23 protein-coding genes and 1 pseudogene are annotated in these 22,680 nt (G+C 46.1%); 14 read left to right on the top strand and 10 right to left on the bottom strand.

Going from position 1 to position 22,680, the window contains the following annotated elements; all coding sequences use genetic code 11:
• Nucleotides 1–41: 41 nt before the first annotated feature.
• From HMPREF1222_RS00655 to HMPREF1222_RS00640, 4 genes are all read right to left on the bottom strand, one after another.
• A complete protein-coding gene (locus HMPREF1222_RS00655; protein ID WP_016517774.1) occupies nucleotides 42–1,340 on the bottom strand; it encodes an acetyl-CoA hydrolase/transferase family protein in 1,299 nt (432 codons plus the stop codon).
• A 130-nt stretch (nucleotides 1,341–1,470) separates the two neighbouring features.
• Nucleotides 1,471–2,205, bottom strand: a complete 735-nt coding sequence (locus tag HMPREF1222_RS00650; RefSeq protein ID WP_016517773.1) for a 3-hydroxyacyl-ACP dehydratase FabZ family protein — start codon at nucleotides 2,203–2,205, stop codon at nucleotides 1,471–1,473.
• A complete protein-coding gene (locus HMPREF1222_RS00645; RefSeq protein WP_016517772.1) occupies nucleotides 2,195–2,479 on the bottom strand; it encodes a NifU family protein in 285 nt (94 codons plus the stop codon). Before HMPREF1222_RS00645 ends, HMPREF1222_RS00650 begins: the two co-directional genes overlap by 11 nt.
• Before the next feature lie 209 nt (nucleotides 2,480–2,688).
• Nucleotides 2,689–3,936, bottom strand: a complete 1,248-nt coding sequence (locus tag HMPREF1222_RS00640; protein ID WP_244870089.1) for a hypothetical protein — start codon at nucleotides 3,934–3,936, stop codon at nucleotides 2,689–2,691.
• An 891-nt stretch (nucleotides 3,937–4,827) separates the two neighbouring features.
• Between HMPREF1222_RS00640 and HMPREF1222_RS12680 the strand changes: the two genes are divergently transcribed.
• A complete protein-coding gene (locus HMPREF1222_RS12680; RefSeq protein ID WP_016517770.1) occupies nucleotides 4,828–5,001 on the top strand; it encodes a hypothetical protein in 174 nt (57 codons plus the stop codon).
• Here the strand turns inward: HMPREF1222_RS12680 and HMPREF1222_RS00635 are convergent.
• Both HMPREF1222_RS00635 and HMPREF1222_RS00630 read right to left on the bottom strand, forming a co-directional pair.
• Nucleotides 4,998–5,870 (bottom strand): IS3 family transposase, encoded by an 873-nt coding sequence (locus HMPREF1222_RS00635; RefSeq protein ID WP_280452028.1) that lies wholly within the window; start codon nucleotides 5,868–5,870, stop codon nucleotides 4,998–5,000. The two genes, HMPREF1222_RS12680 and HMPREF1222_RS00635, sit on opposite strands and share 4 nt — an antisense overlap.
• 23 nt (nucleotides 5,871–5,893) lie before the next feature.
• Complete coding sequence (locus HMPREF1222_RS00630) at nucleotides 5,894–6,166, bottom strand: transposase (protein ID WP_016517724.1); 273 nt, start codon at nucleotides 6,164–6,166, stop codon at nucleotides 5,894–5,896.
• Between HMPREF1222_RS00630 and HMPREF1222_RS00625 the strand changes: the two genes are divergently transcribed.
• Nucleotides 6,080–7,555: a 4-hydroxyphenylacetate 3-hydroxylase family protein gene (locus tag HMPREF1222_RS00625; protein ID WP_342302555.1), complete on the top strand. Its 1,476-nt coding sequence runs from the start codon at nucleotides 6,080–6,082 to the stop codon at nucleotides 7,553–7,555. The two genes, HMPREF1222_RS00630 and HMPREF1222_RS00625, sit on opposite strands and share 87 nt — an antisense overlap.
• A 174-nt stretch (nucleotides 7,556–7,729) precedes the next feature.
• Entirely contained in the window at nucleotides 7,730–8,476 is a 747-nt protein-coding gene (locus tag HMPREF1222_RS00620; RefSeq protein WP_006188710.1) for a copper homeostasis protein CutC, read from the top strand.
• Here HMPREF1222_RS00620 and HMPREF1222_RS00615 read toward each other — a convergent pair.
• From HMPREF1222_RS00615 to HMPREF1222_RS00600, 4 genes and pseudogenes are all read right to left on the bottom strand, one after another.
• The gene (locus HMPREF1222_RS00615; protein WP_016517768.1) at nucleotides 8,473–9,036 is read right to left on the bottom strand and encodes a chromate transporter; all 564 of its coding nucleotides are present in this window, start codon (nucleotides 9,034–9,036) and stop codon (nucleotides 8,473–8,475) included. The genes HMPREF1222_RS00620 and HMPREF1222_RS00615 overlap by 4 nt on opposite strands.
• The gene (locus tag HMPREF1222_RS00610; protein ID WP_006188712.1) at nucleotides 9,036–9,617 is read right to left on the bottom strand and encodes a chromate transporter; all 582 of its coding nucleotides are present in this window, start codon (nucleotides 9,615–9,617) and stop codon (nucleotides 9,036–9,038) included. The genes HMPREF1222_RS00615 and HMPREF1222_RS00610 overlap by 1 nt, the downstream gene beginning before the upstream one ends.
• 22 nt (nucleotides 9,618–9,639) lie before the next feature.
• Nucleotides 9,640–10,581 carry a hypothetical protein gene (locus HMPREF1222_RS00605; RefSeq protein ID WP_016517767.1) on the bottom strand — a complete coding sequence of 314 codons (942 nt, stop codon included), beginning with the start codon at nucleotides 10,579–10,581 and terminating at the stop codon, nucleotides 9,640–9,642.
• 120 nt (nucleotides 10,582–10,701) lie between these two features.
• Nucleotides 10,702–12,399 (bottom strand): annotated as a pseudogene (locus HMPREF1222_RS00600) (methyl-accepting chemotaxis protein); the annotation flags it as partial.
• A gap of 143 nt (nucleotides 12,400–12,542) precedes the next feature.
• On the opposite strand from HMPREF1222_RS00600, the gene glsA reads away from it, so the two are divergent.
• The 11 genes from glsA to HMPREF1222_RS00545 all read left to right on the top strand — a co-directional run bounded on the left by glsA (nucleotide 12,543) and on the right by HMPREF1222_RS00545 (nucleotide 22,648).
• The gene (gene glsA, locus HMPREF1222_RS00595; protein WP_016517765.1) at nucleotides 12,543–13,472 is read left to right on the top strand and encodes a glutaminase A; all 930 of its coding nucleotides are present in this window, start codon (nucleotides 12,543–12,545) and stop codon (nucleotides 13,470–13,472) included.
• A gap of 65 nt (nucleotides 13,473–13,537) precedes the next feature.
• Nucleotides 13,538–14,770 carry a class I SAM-dependent methyltransferase gene (locus HMPREF1222_RS00590; RefSeq protein ID WP_016517764.1) on the top strand — a complete coding sequence of 411 codons (1,233 nt, stop codon included), beginning with the start codon at nucleotides 13,538–13,540 and terminating at the stop codon, nucleotides 14,768–14,770.
• Nucleotides 14,771–14,781: 11 nt separating this feature from the next.
• Entirely contained in the window at nucleotides 14,782–15,720 is a 939-nt protein-coding gene (gene mazG, locus HMPREF1222_RS00585) for a nucleoside triphosphate pyrophosphohydrolase (protein WP_016517763.1), read from the top strand.
• 11 nt (nucleotides 15,721–15,731) lie between these two features.
• The gene (gene miaA / locus HMPREF1222_RS00580; protein WP_016517762.1) at nucleotides 15,732–16,664 is read left to right on the top strand and encodes a tRNA (adenosine(37)-N6)-dimethylallyltransferase MiaA; all 933 of its coding nucleotides are present in this window, start codon (nucleotides 15,732–15,734) and stop codon (nucleotides 16,662–16,664) included.
• Between the two features lie 49 nt (nucleotides 16,665–16,713).
• Entirely contained in the window at nucleotides 16,714–17,145 is a 432-nt protein-coding gene (gene gspG / locus HMPREF1222_RS00575; protein ID WP_016517761.1) for a type II secretion system major pseudopilin GspG, read from the top strand.
• A complete protein-coding gene (locus tag HMPREF1222_RS00570) occupies nucleotides 17,117–17,320 on the top strand; it encodes a hypothetical protein (RefSeq protein ID WP_016517760.1) in 204 nt (67 codons plus the stop codon). The genes gspG and HMPREF1222_RS00570 overlap by 29 nt, the downstream gene beginning before the upstream one ends.
• The gene (locus tag HMPREF1222_RS00565; RefSeq protein WP_016517759.1) at nucleotides 17,307–17,639 is read left to right on the top strand and encodes a hypothetical protein; all 333 of its coding nucleotides are present in this window, start codon (nucleotides 17,307–17,309) and stop codon (nucleotides 17,637–17,639) included. Before HMPREF1222_RS00570 ends, HMPREF1222_RS00565 begins: the two co-directional genes overlap by 14 nt.
• Entirely contained in the window at nucleotides 17,640–19,136 is a 1,497-nt protein-coding gene (locus HMPREF1222_RS00560) for a hypothetical protein (RefSeq protein ID WP_016517758.1), read from the top strand. It begins immediately after the preceding gene.
• A 65-nt stretch (nucleotides 19,137–19,201) separates the two neighbouring features.
• The gene (locus HMPREF1222_RS00555; RefSeq protein WP_016517757.1) at nucleotides 19,202–19,804 is read left to right on the top strand and encodes a carboxypeptidase-like regulatory domain-containing protein; all 603 of its coding nucleotides are present in this window, start codon (nucleotides 19,202–19,204) and stop codon (nucleotides 19,802–19,804) included.
• The gene (locus tag HMPREF1222_RS00550) at nucleotides 19,801–20,235 is read left to right on the top strand and encodes a hypothetical protein (protein ID WP_016517756.1); all 435 of its coding nucleotides are present in this window, start codon (nucleotides 19,801–19,803) and stop codon (nucleotides 20,233–20,235) included. The genes HMPREF1222_RS00555 and HMPREF1222_RS00550 overlap by 4 nt, the downstream gene beginning before the upstream one ends.
• Before the next feature lie 7 nt (nucleotides 20,236–20,242).
• Nucleotides 20,243–22,648, top strand: coding sequence for an InlB B-repeat-containing protein (locus HMPREF1222_RS00545; protein WP_038076367.1), 2,406 nt, complete (start codon nucleotides 20,243–20,245; stop codon nucleotides 22,646–22,648).
• The last annotated feature ends 32 nt before the right edge of the window (nucleotides 22,649–22,680 follow it).

Here is a 22,680-nt window from a genome sequence, read left to right as displayed (position 1 = left end):
AGCCATGCCTTTCATGTAAAATGTATTTCTTCTACTATGCTCTAGTACTTGCAGTTAAAGCGCTTTTCAAATTCCGCTTTTAATTCTTCACGGAAATCGGGATGCGCAATTGCAATCAGATTATGCGCACGCTGCTTTAATGTCAAGCCTTTCAGCGCGGCAATGCCGTATTCGGTAACGACATAGTCCACATCATTGCGGCTTGTAGTAACGGCAGCGCCTTCATCCAACAGCGGAACGATCTTCGAAATCTTGCCCTTTACCGTTGCCGGCATTGCCATAATCGAAACACCGCCCTTGCTTGCGGATGCGCCGCGCACAAAGTCAACCTGTCCGCCGACGCCGGAGAACTGCTTAAGTCCGATGGTTTCGGAAGCGACCTGTCCCATCAAATCTACCTGTACGCAGGAGTTAATCGAAATCAAATAATCGTTCTGTGCAACGATGAACGGGTTATTCACATAGTCGACCGGACGCATATCGACATCGGGATTATGATTGACAAAATCATACAGTCTTTTGGTACCCATCAAGAAGTTGACGATAAACTTCCCGGGATGCAGCGTCTTTTTCTTGTTGGTAATAACACCCGCTTCTGCAAGTTCGACTACGCCGTCCGAGAACATTTCGGAGTGGATACCCAAATCTTTTTTACCTTTAAGGAACAACAGAACGGCGTCGGGAATAGCGCCGATACCGAGCTGGAGGGTCGCTCCGTCGGGAATAAGCGAGGCGCAATGCTCTCCGATTGCTCTTTCTATATCGCCGATCTTGGGCGGCGGCAATTCAATCAACGGTTCATTGTGTTCGACAATAAAGTCGAGGTCTTGTACCGAAACGAGACTGTTCGGGCCTGTCCACGGCATTTCCTTATTGACCTGCGCGATAACGGTTTTTGCCTGTTTTACCGCTTCCTGTGTGTAATCGACGGATACGCCGAGTGAGCACATACCGTTCTCATCAGGCGGGCTAACGGTTACCATTGCCACATCGACCGGTAAGGTTGTTCTGAACAGCCGAGGAATTTCAAAAAAGAAGCACGGTGTATAATCCGCACGTCCTGCAGCAACTGCTTCGCGTGTGCTTCCACCGACAAACAGCGCATTGTGCCGAAAGTTTTCGGCATATTCAGGCTGGCAATACTTACCGCCGCCCATTGCAACCATGTGGACGATTTCGACATTTTTATATGCCGCAGCATTATCCACCATTGCATTCACCAAGTGAGCAGGTTCACCGCAGGCATGGCCGATCACAACGCGGTTTCCCGACTTAATGTGCTTGACAGCCTCTGCAGCAGTTGTCAAATGCTCCTGATAATACTTCTTCCAATCAGACATACGATACTCCTTTCCATACATTTTTTATGTTTTGAAATACGTTCGTGCGCTGCACAAACGTATTTCAAAACCCGTTAAGACTGCTCGGAAATTGCAATTCCCGAGTATTTCTTTAAAAACATCCGTTTCCTTACCGCATGGCAAGGGTTACTTCGGCATCGGCGGCTAAATCACCGTCCGAAAAAATTTGGCCGCGGCAGCTCACCCAGCCTAATTCCGCCCGCTCTTCCAAAAGCGTACTGTAGATTTCAAGCATATCGCCCAAAAGAATTTTTTTACGGAAGTTCGCTTTTTTAATTCCCATGAAGAGCGGCGTTTTTCCGGCATACCGATCGAGCGTTAACAGCAAAATGTCCGCCGCCTGAGCAATCGCTTCAACGGCGCACACTCCCGGAAATATCGGATTATCGGGAAAGTGCCCTTTTAACAAACTCAATTCAGGCGTAACGTAAAAGGATGCCTTAACTTCCTTACCGGGAACAAGCGTAGAGACCGTGTCGATAAACAGCATCGGCGGCCGCTGCGGCAGTATTTCCAACACTTGCTCATGGGTTAACGAACGCTCCTCTTGTTTCGCACACGCTTCCGCACAAACTTCTTTAATAAAATCCCGCGCCGGTAAAAGGTCTTCCCAGCCGCCGATTTTAAACAAGCGGCCTGTCGGCACGGAAATATCGTCGCGTTTTGCACAATCGGTTGGGCAGCCCGCAACGATAAGCGCGGCCGGATAGGGAGTTCCCGCCTGCGCCGTTACGAACTCAACCTCCGGCACCAGCGTTTCGAGGCGGCGAATAACGGCAACCCTGTCGTATCGGTTATTACATCCGCCACAATAGCGTACGCCGATCGAAATCTTATCCGCCATGGCGTTGTTTTAAAATGGATCGAGCCTCATCCAACAAACTCTGACTCACTTCATTTATTAAAACGGCTTGTTTTACTTCCGGCATGTGTTCCATCAGCTCCGTTTGAATAAGATTCTCGGTGGTAAAATCGGCAGCGGGACAGCCCGCACAATGCCCGTGCAATTTGAACTTAACTACACCGTCCGTAAAATCCACTACCTGCATATCGCCGCCGTGAGCTCTCAACAGCGGTCGCACATAAGTATCCAATGTCTTTTCCAGTTCCTCGTACATGCAGGCATCTCCTTTTACCAATAAAATTTTTTCTATATAATAGCCGATTATTTCGTTCGATTTACCTTGGAATGGAACTTAATCGGCTGCATAGAGGCTGTCCCAAAAATCAGTTATTCTCAAGACAGCCTCGTACTATTCATCTATACGGAGAGCTTAATGCTCGCCGTTTCCCAGCAACGTTCTACGTTGTACGTTGAGGACGATAATTAGTTTTCCGCCTTTTCGGCCTGCTTTGCAGCTTCTTTTTTGTTCGAATCATAGAGCAGTGCAAAAAGAACAAGACCGACGACGAGCCCCCATGCGGCGCCGCGCATTGCCAAAACAGCGCCCATAACACCGCAAATACCGCGTTCAATATTGGTTTTGCACATATTCATCGCAAGCTGCGTACAAATATATCCTTGTACGATCAGCGTTAACGAAAGCGCAAGCGGCAAAGACGGCTGCAACAGAGAAGAAATAGGCAGCAGCGCAACGGCTACGAATGTCGAAAGACGGAACGTACCGAAACCGCTATAAATTGATTCCATCGCTTTCGGACTTTCCTTATAACGCTGAGAAACTGCTGCGGTAACAGCTGCCCACAGCGGGCCGCACATTTGCGTATACGGACAGGTCATTGACATTGCCACATTACGAATACCGCTAACGAGGTTCGACCGGTTTGCGTTAAAGTCGATCTTTTCATCCTGCCGAACTTCATCGGCTTCTCTGATGAGTGCTTCCGAAGTAACAAAGTCGCCGAATGCGATGATATACGTAACAATCGCTACGGGAATGGCAGCAGCCCAAACTTTCATACTCGGCCATCCGATTGCGAATGGAGAAAGCTGATTCCAAATATCCGCAAAATCGGGCACTTTAATAAGCGGCCACCATTGTACATGGGGAATGGCAAATTCGCCGGCGAGCGGGCCCACTACGACACCAATTAAAATTGCAGGCAGCATACCGAATTTACCGATTGAATCGATGAGTTTATTCTTCCTACGCATATCCGCCCAAATCGGGCTGAATAAACAAAAATACGCCACGATAATTCCGATAGTGATGGAAATGGGATATTTATCAAAACGGCCGGTAGCCTTAAATTCACCTAAAACAGCCGCAATACCGCCGCCCATCAAAACACCGGCTTTTACGGAATTCGGCACGACTTTAACCATCTTACCGCCCAAACCGGTGATGCCGAATACCAAAAAGATAAGTCCGAGACACATCTGCACGGCAATCAAGGCTTGAGTCCGCTCCGGTCCCATTACATAGCCGTTAGTTAAAAAAGCCGTAATCAGCGGGATTGCGGGTGTAACCCATCCCGGAACGACCGGATCGCCGAGTAATACATGCAGCGTATAGAAGAAGCCGTTGATGATAACCATCGATAACGCTACTTCATAGCTGACACCCAAGACTTCGGTTAATACCGGAATAGCTCCCAAACAGGTCGCGCACATAAAGAGCGCCTGAAACATCTCCGGAAAAGACCATGGAGTGATACAATAAAAGGTAACCGAATCTTAAACGGTCCCGCCGGCCAATACGCTTGCTCACCGCCGTACTCACGATAGCGGCTTTTAAACTGCATTTGCGCATCTGTCATAAAAAATTCCCCCTTAAAGCCTTTTATTAAATCAAATTGGAGCCTCTAAAAACTTCAGTTTTTAGAGGGTTTCCTCAGATTTATTTGCGATGTTTTGAGATAAGTCATAGCAATGAAGAAACTTATCTCAAAACTCGTCGGGCATTTCTAAAAACTAACCAGTTTTTGGAACTGCCAAAGACTTTATCATTTACCGCGAAGGTCAACTGACACTGCGGCTTATATTTATTTTAAGCAATTCCTATGCCAATCTCCGCAATCACAACACGGTCTTTTAACGAAATATACATCGCTTATCCATCCTTTATTTCTCTATCTTTTATTTACGCTAAAAATACGGTAAAAAGCGCATTATTCTCTTTACAAAAAAAATAAAAAGCCATAAATGTAAGCTATATATAACTTTACCGATTATCTTTTATCTGATATTTTGGTTCATTTATAAACCAATACACATAGCCGATCCATAAATGAACCAAATTTAAGTACATGAATACCGCCCCCGTTCTAACCTAAGCTTTAAAGACACTGTCATGCCGCGGCGGGATACGAGCTTAAATCAAACTGCGGCATCCGTAGGTTTTCCTTTTACGGAAGATATTGAAGATATTAAAGAACATAATGTCTTTTACCGGATGCTCCGGATACAAAGCCGTATCTTCCTTTAGGTTGGCATGAAAATTGCTTTATTGTTAATAACGAACGTCTACACAATAGACAAATAAACAAAGTAAGGAGTATGCACATGGCACTTATGACAGGCGAACAGTATGTTGAGAGTATGCGTAAACTGAATTTGCAGGTTTACATGTTCGGAAAGAAAGTCGATAACGTTGTCGACAATCCGATTCTCCGTCCTTCCCTGAACTCTGGAATAGTCAATATTAGTGCAGTGCCTAAATACCCCAAATGTATTTAAGCAGCACTTTTTTTAGCTGCTGTTTTCCTGTATACCAGTGGAGGTAAGCCATCGGGATTTACCGTCGTGATACGTTTCGTGTTGTAATAAGCAAACGTGTATCTCCAGACGATTGTCTTGACCTCCTCCACGGTCAGTTTTGTTGTATCAAGCTGATAGATCTTTTCCTTTTTCAGCGTTGCAAACCAGCTTTCCATCCGGGCATTATCCCAGCATTTCCCAACTCCACTCATACTCTGCACCGCATGCAGCTGTCCGAGCGTCTTTTTGTACTCATCGCTTGTATACTGGCTTCCGCAATCGCTGTGAATTATCGCTCCACTTGGTATATCAAAATTCTTGTATGCCTCCGTTATCGTTTTTATACATAGTTCCTTTTTCATGTTTGTGTCCATTGCAAGAGAAATGATCTCCCCATTATAGCAGTCAAAAAGAGGTGATACGTACAGCTTTCCATCTTTGCATGGTATCTGAGTTATATCCGTCAGCAATTTTCTCAAAGGCTCTTGTGCACTAAAGTCTTGTTTGATGATATTCTGCGGTCTCATCGCCTTTTTGTCGGCTTTTGTAAGACCGTCAGGGCTTTTTCTGTCTTCATGCAGCAGATTTCCTCGTGCCATCGCGCGTCTTACCGTCGACAATGAACGCTTAATGCCCCGTTGTTCAAGTGCTATCTGCATACGCCTCACCCCATAGTTCTTGTTTTCTTCATCCTCATCGAGAATTTTATGCATTTGAGCGAGCAGTTTCTGCCATGCTTTCACTTTTTTCCTGTTTCTCTTCCATTTATAAAAACCGCTTTCGCTGACCGGAAGAACAGCGCACAGCATCCGTGCTGAAAATTGCTTGTCAGCAGTACGGTGGTGGATGTAAGCAAAAAGACCATCCTTTTCTATTTCTTCCGGTCTTGAACGAAAAAACCGAGTGCATCCTTGAGTATCTCATTCGCACTTTTAAGCTCGGCTATTTCTTTCTTGAGGCGGCTGTTCTCTCTTTGAATATCAGCATCTGTACTTTTTCCTTCTTTGTTTTTCTTTACCCGCTGCTTTCTCCAGCCTGCTAATGTTCCGTAGTTCACATTAAGCTGTTCACACGCCTTCTTCACTCCGATCTCGTCCGACAGCTTCAATGCCTCGATTTTAAAGTTCTCATCGTACCGTTTCATTGCCCTTCCTCCTCTCTTTTTCGGCAATTTTGGCGCTGCACTTTTATTGTATCACTCCACTCTGTGAAGGCGACTTATGATCTGGCGCAGATGCCGGAATACGAAGATTTAATGACCGTTAAATCTTCGCTGACAGGAAAAAAGATCAATCGCTTCACACATATTCACCAAAGCCCTGAGGATCTGATTAAAAAGGTAAAGATGCAGCGGCTCTGCGGACAAAAAACCGCGGCTTGCTTCCAGCGCTGCGTCGGTATGGACGCGTTTAACGCCGTTTACAGCACCACGTATGAGCTCGATGAAAAATACGGCACCCATTATCATGAAAATTTCAAAAAATTTATCCAGCACGTTCAGGATGAAGACCTGACCGTCGACGGCGCTATGACCGACCCCAAAGGAGACCGTTCTCTGGCTCCGCATGCTCAAACCGATCCCGACTTATACCTCCATGTCGTGGAACGGAGAGCCGACGGTATCGTGGTTCGTGGTGCAAAAGCGCACCAAACCGGTTTTATCAATTCGCATGAAGTTATCGTTATGCCGACCATCGCAATGGGCGAAGATGACAAAGACTATGCTGTAGCATTTGCCTGCCCGACCGATGCAAAAGGTATCTTCATGATTGTCGGACGCCAGAGCTGCGACACCAGAAAGCTGGAAGGTTCCGAAATCGATGTCGGTAACTCCACTTACGGCGGAACCGAAGCTTTGGTTATCTTCGATAATGTATTTATTCCGAACGATCACATCTTCCTGAACGGCGAATTTGAATTTGCCGGTATGTTGGTTGAACGCTTTGCAGGATATCACCGCCAGTCCTACGGCGGATGCAAGGTCGGTGTCGGCGACGTTCTTATCGGTGCGGCGGCAGTTGCAGCAGATTACAACGGTGCACAGAAAGCTTCTCACGTTAAAGACAAGCTGATTGAAATGACCCACCTGAACGAAACACTGTACTGCTGCGGTATCGCATGTTCGGCAGAAGGTACCAAGACCAAGTCCGGTAACTACCTTATCGACCTGCTGCTTGCCAACGTCTGTAAGCAGAATGTTACGCGCTTCCCGTATGAAATCGCACGTCTTGCAGAAGATATCGCAGGCGGCTTGATGGTAACCGCTCCGGCAGAATCCGATCTGCGCGATCCCAAACTCGGACCGTACGTTGTAAAATACCTGCAGGGTGTTGCTTCCGTTTCTACCGAGAACCGCTTACGCATTCTCCGCTTAATCGAAAACCTGACGCTCGGCAGCGCCGCAGTCGGTTACCGCACCGAATCCATGCACGGCGCCGGTTCTCCGCAGGCACAGCGCATCATGATTTCCCGCCAAGGTAACCTTGCAATGAAGAAAAAGCTTGCAAAGGATATCGCGAAGATTAAAGAGTAAGGCTTTTGTAATGTAATAAGCACGAAAAAAGGCAGGGCAACTTACCCTGCCTTTTTTTTAAAATGGTTTACAAGTTTATGACGCGGAATCAGAAACTGTCCAAAAACTGAAGTTTTTGGGCAGCCCTTTATTCCGTCCGTTGACCTTTCATAGTGGGTATTCTATAATTACGGAATGAAAAGCATTACAATTGAAATTTGCGCAGGCTCGCTCGACGATGCGATTGCAGCCGAAAAGGCCGGCGCTGCAAGAATTGAATTAAATTCTTCCCTGTTTTTAGGAGGCCTGACCCCTTCGCTGGGCACCCTTCTCCTTGTTAAAAAAGAGACAAACCTCAAAGTGATGACGATGGTTCGTCCCCGTGCCGCCGGATTTTTGTATACCGCTTCCGAGTTTAAGGCGATGAAAGAGGATGCAAAACTATTTATCGAAAACGGTGCGGACGGCATCGTATTCGGTTTTTTGAAAAAAGACGGAACCGTAGACGAAAAACGATGCGAAGCGCTCATCAAGATTGCAGGAGACAAAGAAAAGGTGTTCCACCGCGCCATCGACGTTGTGCCCGACCCTCTTAAAACACTCGATATTCTGATCGATCTCGGGTTTACCCGCGTACTAACCAGCGGACAGGAGCCTACCGCGTATGAAGGTATGGAGCTGATCGCCGAAATGGTTAAGCACGCTAAAGGAAAAATAGAAATCCTGCCCGGCGGCGGCATTACCAAGAAAAATGTGGAAAAGCTCGTGAAAGGTACCGGAGTCAATCAGATTCACTTTGCGGCATTAAAATCCGTTGCGGAACCTTCGACGGCAAAGAACCCCGCCATCTACTACGGCGGCGCGCTCTACCCGCCCGAAGACCGGTTCGAAACCGCCGACCTCGGTGCTATGTCCGAAATCATCGGCACCGTACGGTTTTAGAACAACACAAGGCCGATAACAGCGCCGGCAATAATTAAAAAGATGGGATGCAGCCGCTGAAATCTTATTTGCACAAGCAAAAAAAGGCAAAAGACGGCTGCAGACTTCCAGTCAACCAGATCCGTCCACCGCCGCGAAGCATAAAACGCAGGCAACGTAAACACTGCAACTGCAAGAACATTCCACGCGGCCGCAGCAATCATCCCCGCGGCTCCCGCCCGCAGTCCATACATGGTATTCTTAACCGGCGCCGCATCTTGAAACGATTGGGTAAAGCGGGCTATCAATATAATCACAATCAGCGACGGCAGCACAATGCCGGCGGTCAATACAAGGCTGCCCCAAATACCGTACAGCTCATACCCGATATAGGTTGCCATGTTAATACCGATCGGGCCGGGCGATGATTCCGAAACCGCAATCATCGCAATAAACTGCTCGGAACTGATAATCGACCGGGCAACCAGCTCCTGCTGCATCAAACTGACGGCAACCAGTCCGCCGCCGATGGTAGAAAGTCCGATATACATAAAAAGGAAAAATAAACCGAGTAAACTCATTATTGATCCCCCTTTCGGCGGCCGGAGGTATTTTTGCCGTTTCGGATAATTTGCGCACAAAAACCGATAATACCGGCGGCAAGCACAATCAATATGCCGGAAACATTCCATACGGACATCGCAAGGAATGCGCCGGCGGCAATAGCGGCGGTAACAAGGTCGGTAAGAATTTTTTTGCCGAAGGTAAAAACCGCGCGGGTTAACAGGGCGGCAACGGCGACATACACCCCTTTCATAGCACGCTGTATCCATGCAATCTCGGAAAAGCGGGAAATGGAACCGGCAATCAGCGTGATAACAATCCACGAAGGACACACAATTCCTACCGTGCTCACAATTGCTCCCGAAAGACCGGCGCGTTTATATCCGCAGAATGTTGCGACATTGACCGCAATAATCCCCGGAGTGCACTGCCCTATCGCAAAGTAATTCAGAATTTCTTCATCCGTAAGCCATTTCTTCGATTCTACCAATTCCTTCTGCAGCATTGGAAGCATACTCATACCGCCGCCGAAAGTAAAAAGCCCTATTTTAAAAAACGTGGCAAACAACTGCACGTACCGCATCAATCTATCTTTCATCGTAAACCTACCTTACCGTTTATTACTTATTATATTCGTTATATTTGAAAAGATTTAGAATCTTTGCTTTAAGCTTTGAAAACACCGAAGGTTCTTGAGCCTTGGCCGTTTTCTCTAATGCAACAAAATCCAGCGCAGCTTCATCAAGACTGAAATCGTTACCGTTTTTTTGCTTGAGCCTATCCCAATGCTTGACAATCCAGACATAAATATCACTCTTCGTCCGGTCTTTAAAATCGGAAAGCAGCGTATATTTATCTATCACGGCGATAACCGGAAGATAGACCGTTTTAAACCAAGAAATCAGCGCATCGTTAAAATTGATTTCGATATGCTGCTGCTCATTCATATAATACTTATGTACAAGTATATGATTATAGATGACATCGTAGCGGCCGGCTTCGGTAAAGTCCAAATCCCAATAATCGGTTAGATCGCCAAAATGTGTTTCGTTGTAAAACACCCGTTTCTCGTAACGGATAACTTCGGCAAGCAGCGTATCCAGCCTAACATCGGGCGGCAGCATCACCTCGCTTTGCAGCGAAATTACTTCCGCATCGATAAACTCAACACCCTGCGCCTTTGCCACCGACACGCGGTGATTCCCATCGCGGACAAAATACAATCCGCCAAGCTCATACAGCTGAATGGGCGGCAGCACGATGTCGGACAGATGAGCTTGATCGACATTAACCCACCGCTGCTTCAGTTCATTTGAACGGGGAAAAAAGCGATTATCAAAATCGTTATAACGCCCTTCGCTTCCGACTATTTTTTTAATCGGAACCGTTTTAAGCCCGATATAGACTTCATTCTTAGGTTTTAAAATCTTTTTTACGTCGTTTAAAGAAAGGAGACGTTTTTTATCGGGATGCATGGCATTCTGCATCTCATTGATCCATGCCTTATTACGTGCTTTGGAAAAATCTTCTTGTGCCTGAAATCTGAAAGCATCCGATTGCATAATAGTGATATAATGGTAGTAAATAAAAAACGGACTGTCAAGATTATGCACGGCTGCCTATAGCGGTACTGCAACGGTACCGTTTAAGACAGCCGCCTTATACCGGCAAAATTTTACGGATCAGATTTTAAATTTTTTAACCTCTGCGACAAGCCCGTCGATACTTTGTCTATTCTTTTGTGTAATCTTATTTACTTCTTGCACCGTATTATTAATTTCCAATGCACCTTCGGTCATTTTATTCATACTGTCGGTAATGATACGGGTAAGGTCGCCAAGCTTATACATTTCTTTTGTTACCCTTTCACCGCCTTTCAGCATCTCCTCGGAACCGCTTTGTACTTCGACGGTTACCATATTGATATTTTTAATGGCGCTTAAAACTTCCTTGCTGCCGTTTTCCTGTTCCCTCATCGCCTCGGTTAAACGGGCACTCATTTCCTTAACTTCTTCGGCTAAATTAAAAATAGTGCCGAATTTTTCTTCTACCAGTTTGGATGAGGCGGAAAGCGTTTCAATTTCACCGGACAGGTTTTTTAGCGTTGTCGTAATGGTCTTGCCCTGTGCCGCAGAATCCTCTGCCAATTTACGGATTTCATCGGCAACGACGGCAAAACCTTTACCCGCTTCGCCTGCATGCGCCGCTTCAATTGCAGCGTTCATTGCCAAGAGGTTGGTCTGCGATGCAATATGCTGAATAACACTGGAGGCTTCCAGCAGCGAGCCCGATTCTTCCGCAATTTTTTGCGTTATAGTATTGGAAGTGATCAGCGTCGCCTTACCGTCGCCGGTAGCACCCGTTAAATTTTTAATAACTTCATCGGTTTTTCCTAACGTTTGCCCGATCGACGCAATGTTGGCAACCATCTGTTCTATCGATGAAGAGGATTCCGCTACGCTGGCAGCCTGTGTTTCGATACTATGGTTGAGCTGCTGAATAGTCCGCACGATTTGTTCGATAGTCGCCGATGTTTCGCTTACACTGGCGGCTTGGGTTAACGTCTGCTGTTTTACCTCGTCGATATTGGTGCTGATGCCGTTGATTGCATTTGCCGTCTCTGCCATGTTAGCGGAAAGCTGTTGACCGATATTCTTCATTATGGAGCTGTTTACTTCGACGGAGCGTATCGATGTGCCGATTTTCGTGATTGTCTCATTGAAGTATTCGGACACGTCCGCAATTTCATCATTTCCGACAATAGGCAGCCGGACAGTAAGGTCTCCTTCGCCTTGGGCAATGTCTTTAAGAGCATTTACAGCGGTATCAATCGGTTTTGTAATCTGACGCACAAAAAGAACCGACGTGATTGAAAAACAGGAAAGCAGGATAATGCTTATAATCAATATTGAGCGCAGAACTTGACGGTATTCGACGAAAACTTCCTCCGCCTGCATAAGAGCAACCAGTTTCCATCCTAATCCGTCAATCGTGTAGATTTCTGCCAGCCATCGGGTATTATCGAGGGAGATCGTCATACTTCCCGAATCTAAGGAGACTATACGGTTAAAGTCGGGGATATTGAGCTCCGTAACCTTCTTAAAATTAAAGGAAGTATTTTTAGGATCGGCCAGAACGGTACCGTCATCTTGAATCAGCATAATATACCCCGTGTTTCCTATTACCAATCTTTCCAATATTTTTGTTAATGTTTTTAGGGTTACCTCTATACTGACATTACCGATAGGCTCATTTTGAAAAGAAAAAACACTTTGGGAGAGGCATAACACCGTATCACCTGCCGTAGACTGATATGCTTTTGTGATAATCGGGGCGCCGTTTGCTTGGGAGGCCTGTTCATACCATGGACGTTGCCGGGGGTATCTGTAAAGCGTCGAATTAAGCTAGATATATATCAAAAAAGGCAATGTCTTGCAAGATAAGGCGTTACTGTATATACCGGCAAAAATTACGGTTGCATTCCGCAAGCTCCTCATGTACATTATATATACTGAGGAGGTGCATGGTGGACATTCAAGCGATTCTGCGGCGTGCATACGATTATGGAATTACGTATATCGATAAGGGCGTAGTTGCCAACTATATTCCAGAGCTTGCAAAAGAGGACAAGACACGGGCGGGGGCTGCCATTATCGATACGGACGGTTCCGTGTATACAGTCGGGGCTGCACAGTATCAATTCAGCATTCAAAGTATTGTAAAGATTATTATTTATCTTTGCGTGTTGGAACACTATGATTTTGACTATATCCAAAAATTTATCGGCGTAAAGCCCTCGGCAAAACCCTTTAACAGTATTATTGAACTGGAGCTGAGCGATAAGAATATTCCGGTCAATCCTTTTATTAATGCCGGCGCGATCGTAGGGACATCGTTATTATTCGAAAAATACGGTAATAACACCTTTGAAATGATCCTAAAGCGAACCCATGAAATTATCGGAAACGATAAAATAGACTACAGTAGGAGTATTTTTAACTCCGAAAGTTCTTGCGCTTTTGCCAACAGAGCACTGACGTATATGCTGCTGAACGGCAAAATCATTTCTCCTGATATCAATGTGGAAGACTTATTGAACGTTTATTTTAAAAGCTGCTCTATTTTGGCCAATGTAACGGATTTAGCACAGCTCAGCTTTATTTTATCGCGGGACGGTAAAGATACCGCCGGTAAACAGCGCTGCAGTGCGGAACATGCGCGGATTATCAGAACTATTATGGCAACCTGCGGTACCTATGATTATTCGGGTGAATTTGCCGTTAGAATAGGCATGCCGGCAAAAAGCGGGGTTGGAGGAGGAATCGTTACTGCATCGCGGGCAGGATACGGCATCGGAGTGTATTGTCCCGGGCTGGATGCTCACGGCAATTCCTATGTCGGCACCCGTATGCTTGAGCTGATTGCAAACGAGTTAGGACTCAGCATCTATTAAAAAGCCCTGCGCAAAACAGCTGCATTGTTTCGCGCAGGGCTTTTTGATACAATAGCTCACTATCTATGAGTACCGTATACACACCCGATCAGGCAGCGCAAGAATGCCTGAAAACTTCTATTATACAGCTTTCGTTTTCCCGCCCGTGTAAAGAAACTGCCGAAACAAAGGCGCGGCTCAGGCTCATCACGGTAAAAGGAAAAGCCGCTTACCAGCTGGAAACCGTCAAAAACAAGCAAGCCTTTCAGAAAAACGTCGAACCCGAAGCCTTATCCGGCACAATAGCGGAATACTTTACCCGTTTTAAGGCGGCGGAATGCCGAGGCAGGCAGGAACAGCTCTTCTTTTTGCAGAATAACAAGGGAACTATCGCCCTTACCAAGCGGGTACCCTCCTCTGCTCCGCTGACGGACAAGAGCGGCACGCACGACAAAATAAAGAACTACCTTATTCCCGAAGGAACGCCGTTTGCGTTTTTACTCGAGCAGGGGGTGATGAATGCCGAAGGTGTCGTCTTAAAGCAAAAATACCATAAGTTTCGGCAGATCAATAAATTCCTCGAATTTATCGCCGGGGTTGAACCGTTTATACGGGAGACCGTTGACCGTTCCGGCAAACCTTTTTCCATCACCGACTTCGGATGCGGCAAGGCGTATTTGAGCTTTGCGCTCTATTATTATCTGCATGAACGGCAGAAACTGCCGGTACGGATTCACGGGTTGGACTTAAAAACCGAGGTTATCGAGCACTGCTCCGCATTGGCGGAACGGTGCGGCTACGCGGAGTTGAACTTTGCGGAGGGCAATATCGGCGACCACCCGCTGCCTAACGGTACGGGCATGATGGTATGTCTCCATGCCTGCGATACGGCGACGGATTTAGCGCTTGCGCAGGCAGTCCGCGCTCAGGTGCCGATTATCTTTGCCGTTCCATGCTGCCAGCATGAACTGTATGCCCAGCTTAAAACCCGAAAAGAAGCGTTCCGTACGGAAGAGCACCTACTGTTTCCCTTCATGGAACACGGTATTATCACCGAGCGGTTTGCCACGCTTTTAACCGACACCGTACGCGCGCTTCTTTTACAAGCGTGCGGCTACACCGTGCAGATTATGGAGTTTATCGAAACGGAACATACCCCTAAAAATATCTTGATCCATGCGGTAAAAAAAACGCAAAGCCCCGAAAAAACGGAACGGCTGAAAGCGGCCGCACTTCGGCAATACCGCCGCATCAAAGAAAGCTTTCGCATTGAACCGATGCTTGAAAACCTGCTGAAAGAACAGCTTCCGACAAACTGAAAGGAGATCCTATGACACTATACGGCAATACCGATAAAAATGAAAAAAAAACGGCCGCTCATACTGCGGCGATAGCGGCGCAACCGGAAACAGCCGCGGCTGCGGAAGCATTTGCAGCGCTTTTTACTACCATTAAACGGCTGCGGGCGCCGGGAGGCTGTCCGTGGGATATCGAACAAACCCCGATGACGCTGAGGGCAACGCTTCTTGAAGAAACGTACGAAACAATCGAGGCGTTGGAAGAAGCCTCCTCGAACAGCGCGGAGGCCGTCCATGCGGCGGAAGAACTCGGCGATGTGCTGTTAAACATCGTGATGATTGCCTATATGTTTGAACAGGAACAGGCTTTTTCCGTAGCCGAGATGATACGCTCGCTCAATGAAAAACTGATTAGACGCCACCCCCATGTGTTCGGGCAAACGGCCGGCTTCCCCGATGCCGGCGATGCAAAAAAACCGGTTACGGCGGAAAAAGTGCTTGCCCAGTGGGACACTATCAAGGATACCGTAGAAGGCAGGGCGAGCGCCTCCGCGCTGGATTCCATCCCCAAAACCTTTCCGCCGCTCACCCGCGCGTACAAGCTCCAAAAACGGGCTGCAAAAAAAGGCTTTGACTGGGATAACGCAGACGGTCCGCAGAAAAAAACAGAAGAAGAACTTGCCGAATTTACGGAGGCGCTTGCACACGGCACGCACGAAGAGGACGAAGCGGAATTCGGCGACCTGCTTTTCAGCTTGGTTAACACCGCGCGGCACTTGCATATCGATCCCGCGATTGCGCTGAGCCGTACCAATGCAAAATTTGAACGCCGCTTCCGCTTTGTAGAAAAGCGTATGGAGGAAGCCGGCATCCCCTGTTCCCACGACACCTTGACCGAGATGGACGGATTTTGGGAAGAAGCAAAACGCATGGAACTTCAAAACTCATCCGCCCCGCGCGGAAATGAATAAGGTAACGGATAATGCCGCGCTATAACAGCGCCGTTGTGCTCGGTGCGACGGCAACGGGAAAAACGGCGTTTGCCGTCAAACTTGCGCACGCGAAGCACGGTGAAATCATCTCTGCAGATTCACGGCAGGTATACCGCGGGCTCGATTTGGGCACGGGAAAGGATTTGCACGAATACGGCAGCATCCCCCATCACCTTATCGATGTCTGCGATTTAAACCGCGAATTTACGGTCTTTCACTTTCAGCAGGAAGTATACCGCATCTTTCCGCAGCTGACGGAAAAAGGAGTGCTGCCCATTATCGCAGGCGGTACAGGGCTATACCTCGATGCGATTCTCCGCGGCTATGAGCTTATCCCCGTGCCCGAAAATCCCGCATTGCGAGAAGCGCTGGCAGCAAAAACACTGCAAGAGCTGCAAGCCATGCTCATCGCGCTCAAACCGGATATCCACAACAAAACCGACCTTGAACAGCCCGACCGCCTTGTCCGCGCCATCGAAATTGCCCGTTACCGGCAAGAGCATCCCGAATCTGCCGTCGAACATCTGCATACGGCGCCGCTCATCCGGCCGAAAATCTACGGAATCTCGTTTGAGCGCAGCGTTCTACGCGACCGGATCCGCCGCCGCCTCATTGCCCGCATCGATGCCGGTATGATAGAAGAAACCGAACGGCTCCACGCGCAAGGGTATTCATGGGAGCGGCTCGAAAGCCTCGGACTGGAGTACCGCTTTACCGCACAGTATCTGCAAGGTAAAATAGAAACAAAAGAAGCCTACATCGAACAACTCTACCGAGCAATCGGCCAATTTGCAAAACGGCAGGAAACATGGTTCCGGCGCATGGCAAAGAACGGTATCGAAATAGAATGGATCGACGGCAACGAGGCGGCTCAACTGACAGCGGAGGGGATTGCCGGATCGGAACTGTTCGGAAGTCTTTAAGGATTGAAGTTTTGAAAGATTTCCTATACATAGATATACGGAGGATTATATGACAGTTAAGAAAGATAAAGGATTTACACTGCCTGAAACACTGGTAGTCATTGCGATTATTTTGATATTGAGCGCAACGGTCGGCTTTTCCGCATTTAAGTTCGTGGGAAAGGCAAAAACTACGGCATGTAAAAATCAAATAGAAATTTTTAAGATTGCACTGCAAGCGTACTATCTTGATTGCGGAGCATATCCATCAGGCGGACAGGGATTGCAAGCCCTGTGGGAAAAACCGATATTGGCTCCGATACCGGCAAATTGGAACGGTCCGTATTTGGATAGAGAAATACCATCCGATCCTTGGAATAATCAATACGTATATAAGGTTCCGGGAGATAATAATTTGCCGTATACAATTATATCGTATGGGGCTGACGGGAAAGAAGGTGGAGAAGGAAACGATGCAGACATCATTTCATGGAAAAGATAAAGGTTTTGTACTTCTTTCGGCAGTGGCGTTGATATTTTTTGTAGCGGCATTGTTTTTTTCGCTTGCCCCGCAGTTTTTGTATGTAAAAAAGAAAGCACAGCATTCCACCGATCAAATTGTCGAAGTGATTGAGACGGAAAATACACGGATACGGAATAAATATGACCTATACTGAAACGCTTGCAGCTTTAGCAATTCTGTTCTTCTTTTTTACCGCTGCGGGGCAAATCGGAACACCGCTTTTAAAAACAATACATACTGTTAAAACAGCGGAATATGAACAAAAAAATCTCATCTTTATCGAACAATCCTTTAGGAAAGCATGTAAACATAAGCCGGTGGATTTACATGGATGGCAATATGCCGTGGGTGCCGTATCCGGTTTGGAAAAGGTGAAAACCAGTCTTAGATACGAAAAAGGAAACGTTCGTGTGTATCAAGCCGATATTGTATTTAACGGAAAGCCGATTAGTATTTTAACGGAGAGTGAATAGATGAAAGCTCTGCGAATTCCGCGAAAAGATCACGATGTGTATTGCATCGATATTACCAACATAAGCGCAAAATCAAAATTGCACACCTATATCCATGAACAACTTCTGCTCATTCATCCCATATATGGCGCAGATACGGCTGTGGATATTAAAAAACTCAAATATAAAGAACGCGAATGGGCGGTTGTAACGGTAATGCAGAAGGAAACACTGAACGAATACCGGATACTGTACCCTCATACATCATTCGTTACAGCTACCACACTCGCTATTTTCGAAAAAGATTTTTTTACAAAAGAGGCGCATCTGTGCGGTCAAGAACGGATATGGTTTGATGCGCAACAACAACTGATTATTTCGGAAGAAACCGGGACGGAAGAATACGGAAAGAATGAGCATCAAGCTGATATTCGGGAAGATGAAACAAGCTGCGTAACCATATCTGGCGAAGCGATGAGAATATCCGGAGAGCAGGGAGAAAATCCGCAGGAGCGAGAAGAACCGGTTTCCCGGGCAGGACGCAGAAGCGTCGTATTTGCCCGCACGTGGAACCTATATAAAACCGCTGTAATCGGTATCGGTGTTATTCTAACTGCCGCACTTATTGCATATATGCTTTGGGCTACCGCATATCATCCGCAGCAAGAGCCAATACAGCCGGAGCAGCAGGCAGCCAGTAGTGAAATCAGCGCTGAAAAAATACCCACCGTAACGCCGATCCGCTTTTTGGAAGTTATTGCGAAGCATACACCATCTATGCAAGCGGTGCTTGAACGCTACCGTTACGCCAGTGCGGACGGGGTACTGTGTACGCTCCGGAGTAACAGCCTTGAAAACAGCATTACGGTATTTCAAACTATACCGCACCGCACCGGTTGTGCTATCAAAGAAATTACACAGAAAGATAAGGAAACAGTTGTAACCATTCAAACAGAACCTGATATTCCGGAGGCAGTATTTACACAGACAGCTGATCCTGCTGTGGTAGCAGGTTTTACAGATACTTTAAAAGCAGGCATTATGAAAACCGATGCGGTAGTAAAGCATGAACGAAATATGCAGATTACGATGAACGGATTAAGCATAGCACTTTCTGCGCTGATAAAAATAGAGACAATAGACGCATTTATGCACGATATTGAACTTATAAGCGGACGATATTCCTTTGGTATAAATCTATTGGAAGTCGCTGCAGTAGACGGAAAAATACTTTCCGTACATACGGAATTTCAGCAGATCGAAAAAAGCGGTAGCAAAATGGAAGAAACAGCGGCATATACGTCAGAATACTCATCACCGGTTATTGCCCGAGCTTTCGGTTATACGGAAAAAGAAACTGAAAAAGAGCTTACTCGGCAGGTAAAAACACCGGCAAAGGAAAATACGGCTATTCCTGAGGGAAGCATTGAAATCGGGAAAATTCAGACTAATGGGAAGATAAAAATCTACTACCGAACACCTGAAGGGAAAATAATAAGTATTGAGACTAATTCCTAATATATGATTGACAAAAGCGAAAAACGGATTTTATACTATTATTTATTATGAAAAGGGCGATGAGGATGAAAAAACATTTTGGTATAGTACGGCAGGCTCTTATTTTATACGTGCTTATATTGATAGGAACGGGATGCAAAACAACATCAGTGCTATACGGAGTAAATATTAACGGAATGGTGTATGATTTTGACAACCGGCCGGTTGCAGGATATCATCTAAAATTGAATAATGATCTGGAAGTGGTAACGGATATAACAGGACGGTTTACATTTGAGAAAGTGAAGCTAGGAGAATATCTGCTTACCGGAGAAAACAATCGTTATGAACCGTATGAAGGAAAGGTTATCATTTACAGTCAAGACCAAGTGATCTATTTGAGAATACCGTCGTTTTTGCAGTTAATAAACCTTACCGATAAAGCGCTTGAAGAAAATAATCTGCAAGAAGCGGAAGTCTTTTTAAAAAGAGCTTCGGCAATGAATAGCGAAGATATCGATGTTATGATATATGAGGCAGTTCTTGCATACCGGTACTATAATATCGAACAAGCAATGAGGAAAATAGAACAGATAAAAACAAACGGATACCGAAGTGAATGGTTAGATACATTTTATGATGAATTACAGAAAATACGATTGGATGCTCAATTGAAGGACAAGCAATGAAACGGTTATACTCTTTACCGCTGTATTTTTTATTTACAGCCTGTACAATGTTTACGGCACAACAAGTACCGTTTACTGTCTCGAAACCGGAATGCGTTATAGGCGGTAACGAAGATTACTACGATGTGGCCGGAATCGTGTTTACGTTTTACAATACGGGTGCAAAAGAAATACAAGGGATAGAAATCAGCTGCATGATATATGATGCAGAAACTAAAAACAATCCGTTTATCGGCAGTAATCTTATAAAAGCCGTATGTAACGAAACAATCGGTAGCGGAGAGCAAAAAGAATTAATTATACCGCTCGATCGGTATTTATATCGAGTACCGGATAAGCCGTATTTGATAGATCATTTTTTTATAAGAAAATTGACATTTAGTGACGGGAGCGTTTGGGAGGATAAAGCAGGTGTGTATAAGATATCGTAGTATATTAGTGAGCAGTGTTGTTGTATTTGTACTTAGCATTGTACTAAGCGGCTGTAACGCGCCGCTTGAAGCTATCGTAGAAAGAAAGCCCGTACAGTATATGATCACGATAGAAAAAACCGCAGGCGGTGAAGTGAAAGTCAGCCCTGCAAAAGAAAGCTATAAAAAAGGTGAGGTTGTAATCATAAGTGCGCAGGCTGATGAGGAACACCGGTTTAAGGAATGGAAAGGAAGTATCAATACACAAGAGAATCCCTGTACGGTTACGGTGAACGGTTCAATGACGATTTTAGCGTATTTTACGGCAATTCCGAAATACCGGCTTATAACCAGTGCCGGAACGGGAGGAACAATAGTCAGCAGTGCCGGAGATAAGAACGAATTTTTAGAGAAAGAACAGTGCATATTGACCGCGCAAGCCGAAGCCGGTTACGAGTTTGTACAATGGGAAGGCGATGTCAGCAGCACAAGTGATAAGTTGTATCTTACCTTTGATAAAAACTATCAAATATATGCACGGTTTAAAAAATTAACCGAATATACGCTTACAGCGAATGCAGGAACCGGCGGAAAGATCGTTAATAGTGCGAATAAAATCGTATTCTCTCCCGGAGAGCAGTGCACATTAACCGCACAGGCCGATGCCGGTTACGAATTTGTGCAATGGGAAGGAGATGCCACAGGAACGAGTGATAAACTTTATCTTACATTTGATAAAAATTATCAAATATATGCACGGTTTAAAAAATTAACCGAATATACGCTTACAGCGAATGCAGGAACCGGCGGAAAGATCGTTAATAGTGCGAATAAAATCGTATTCTCTCCCGGAGAGCAGTGCACATTAACCGCACAGGCTGATGCCGGTTACGAATTTGTGCAATGGGAAGGAGATGCCACAGGAACGAGTGATAAACTTTATCTTACATTTGATAAAAATTATCAAATATATGCACGGTTCAAAGCAGTACCCGATATTTACACGGTAACGGTTACCCAAAGCGGCAACGGAAATGTGATACGAAGCAGTACTAAAGCGCAGTATGCGCATAATGAGCGGCTTATGTTAAAAGCGGAAGCCGCCCGTGGCTGGATGTTTAAGCAGTGGAACGGAGTAAGCGAAGCGCAAAAATATGAAAAAGAAATAGAAGTAATTGTCAATACACATAAAAGCGTAAGTGCAGAATTTATCAAGCGGAAGTGGACGTATGTGATATACATGGCAGGAGACAATGAGCTTGAAGGAGAGGCGATGAGGGCTCTTAATGAAGTGGAAGGAGTTGATTGGAGAGGACAAGACGTAAGCGTATTGGCGCTGATAGACCGCCATCCCGGTTATGATGCCAGCGACGGCAATTGGAGCGGAACGCGGTTGTATGAAATAAGGTATGATAAAGCGGGCGTAAACAGTACGATAATTTCCGAGCGGCTCGATTGTGCCATCTTAGGTTTAAGTAAAGGAATAGACAGCGAACTGGACATGAGCGGCGTATATATTTTAAGCGGAATACTCGACTATGCGAAAGACGCATACCAAGCAGAGCAGTACGGACTTATTGTGTGGGGGCACGGATCCGGCTGGAAAGGGATGGGAAAAGATGAGACAAGCGGCGGGAGTGTAATGAAGATAAGCAGGCTTGGGCAAGCGGTAAAAGATAAGGGATTAAGCATCATCGGTTTTGACACAGGTTTTGCGGGGAATATGGAAGTGATGTATGAGGTGAAAGGAGCGGGACAATACGGGATCGGATCGAGCGGATCCGGTTCTGCGGACGGATGGGCATACGGGAAAGTATTTGAACAGTTTTTTGCGAGCGGGAAAGATGGTGAAGGATTTTGCCGAGCAGTGATAGCAGCATATAAGGAAAGATACAGGGGAATAAGCGGAGCGGAGATAACGGTATGTCAGCTTAACAAGCTGGAAGCTGTATATGAAGCGTATGAAAGGATGAGTAAGGAAGTTAGCGAAGCGATAGTAAATAAACCGGTAGCGGAGAAAGTGAAGGAAATAATGACAAGACACGTCCGAGAGTACCGAAATAGCCAGTACCCGAGCGACGTATATGTTGATATGAAAGACAGTGCGGAGAAATTCAAAGCGAAAGCCGGCGAGCTGACGGCCGATACTGGCAAGCAACAGCGGATACGGGAAGCGGCGGATAGCGTTGTACAAGCGGTTCAAGCAGCAGCGACGAGCGGATGGATTGAAGGAATAGGAGAAGCGGGGCATCTTGGGATATACTTAGTACAGAAAGCGACAGCCCAAGCGGAAGAAGGAGCACATGAGAATGGGTATATCAGAGGCAGCGGGGAAGCGGAACAGTGTACATTTGTAAAGAAGAGTGAATGGTGGGCAGTACAGGCGGGAAAGAATAAGAGTGTGCTTGATAAGATCTATTACGAGTATCGGTAGGAAGTAAGAAGGGTCAGGACATAAGGAGCAAA

The organism is Treponema vincentii F0403 (assembly GCF_000412995.1).
Classification (GTDB): Bacteria; Spirochaetota; Spirochaetia; order Treponematales; family Treponemataceae; genus Treponema; species Treponema vincentii.
This window is presented reverse-complemented; position numbering and strand designations above follow the sequence as displayed.

Bases quoted from the DNA above. Each gene is read 5' to 3' on its own strand.
- HMPREF1222_RS00570 (WP_016517760.1), top strand. From the start codon at position 17,117: ATGCAGACATCATTTCATGGAAAAGATAAAGGTTTTGTACTTCTTTCG.
- glsA (WP_016517765.1), top strand. From the start codon at position 12,543: ATGGTGGACATTCAAGCGATTCTGCGGCGTGCATACGATTATGGAATT.
- HMPREF1222_RS00610 (WP_006188712.1), bottom strand. From the start codon at position 9,617: ATGAAAGATAGATTGATGCGGTACGTGCAGTTGTTTGCCACGTTTTTT.
- HMPREF1222_RS00650 (WP_016517773.1), bottom strand. From the start codon at position 2,205: ATGGCGGATAAGATTTCGATCGGCGTACGCTATTGTGGCGGATGTAAT.
- HMPREF1222_RS00565 (WP_016517759.1), top strand. From the start codon at position 17,307: ATGACCTATACTGAAACGCTTGCAGCTTTAGCAATTCTGTTCTTCTTT.
- HMPREF1222_RS00645 (WP_016517772.1), bottom strand. From the start codon at position 2,479: ATGTACGAGGAACTGGAAAAGACATTGGATACTTATGTGCGACCGCTG.
- HMPREF1222_RS00640 (WP_244870089.1), bottom strand. From the start codon at position 3,936: ATGTGCGCGACCTGTTTGGGAGCTATTCCGGTATTAACCGAAGTCTTG.
- HMPREF1222_RS12680 (WP_016517770.1), top strand. From the start codon at position 4,828: ATGGCACTTATGACAGGCGAACAGTATGTTGAGAGTATGCGTAAACTG.
- HMPREF1222_RS00620 (WP_006188710.1), top strand. From the start codon at position 7,730: ATGAAAAGCATTACAATTGAAATTTGCGCAGGCTCGCTCGACGATGCG.
- HMPREF1222_RS00550 (WP_016517756.1), top strand. From the start codon at position 19,801: ATGAAACGGTTATACTCTTTACCGCTGTATTTTTTATTTACAGCCTGT.
- HMPREF1222_RS00615 (WP_016517768.1), bottom strand. From the start codon at position 9,036: ATGAGTTTACTCGGTTTATTTTTCCTTTTTATGTATATCGGACTTTCT.
- mazG (WP_016517763.1), top strand. From the start codon at position 14,782: ATGACACTATACGGCAATACCGATAAAAATGAAAAAAAAACGGCCGCT.
- HMPREF1222_RS00655 (WP_016517774.1), bottom strand. From the start codon at position 1,340: ATGTCTGATTGGAAGAAGTATTATCAGGAGCATTTGACAACTGCTGCA.
- HMPREF1222_RS00630 (WP_016517724.1), bottom strand. From the start codon at position 6,166: ATGAAACGGTACGATGAGAACTTTAAAATCGAGGCATTGAAGCTGTCG.
- gspG (WP_016517761.1), top strand. From the start codon at position 16,714: ATGACAGTTAAGAAAGATAAAGGATTTACACTGCCTGAAACACTGGTA.
- HMPREF1222_RS00555 (WP_016517757.1), top strand. From the start codon at position 19,202: ATGAAAAAACATTTTGGTATAGTACGGCAGGCTCTTATTTTATACGTG.
- HMPREF1222_RS00605 (WP_016517767.1), bottom strand. From the start codon at position 10,581: ATGCAATCGGATGCTTTCAGATTTCAGGCACAAGAAGATTTTTCCAAA.
- miaA (WP_016517762.1), top strand. From the start codon at position 15,732: ATGCCGCGCTATAACAGCGCCGTTGTGCTCGGTGCGACGGCAACGGGA.
- HMPREF1222_RS00590 (WP_016517764.1), top strand. From the start codon at position 13,538: ATGAGTACCGTATACACACCCGATCAGGCAGCGCAAGAATGCCTGAAA.
- HMPREF1222_RS00560 (WP_016517758.1), top strand. From the start codon at position 17,640: ATGAAAGCTCTGCGAATTCCGCGAAAAGATCACGATGTGTATTGCATC.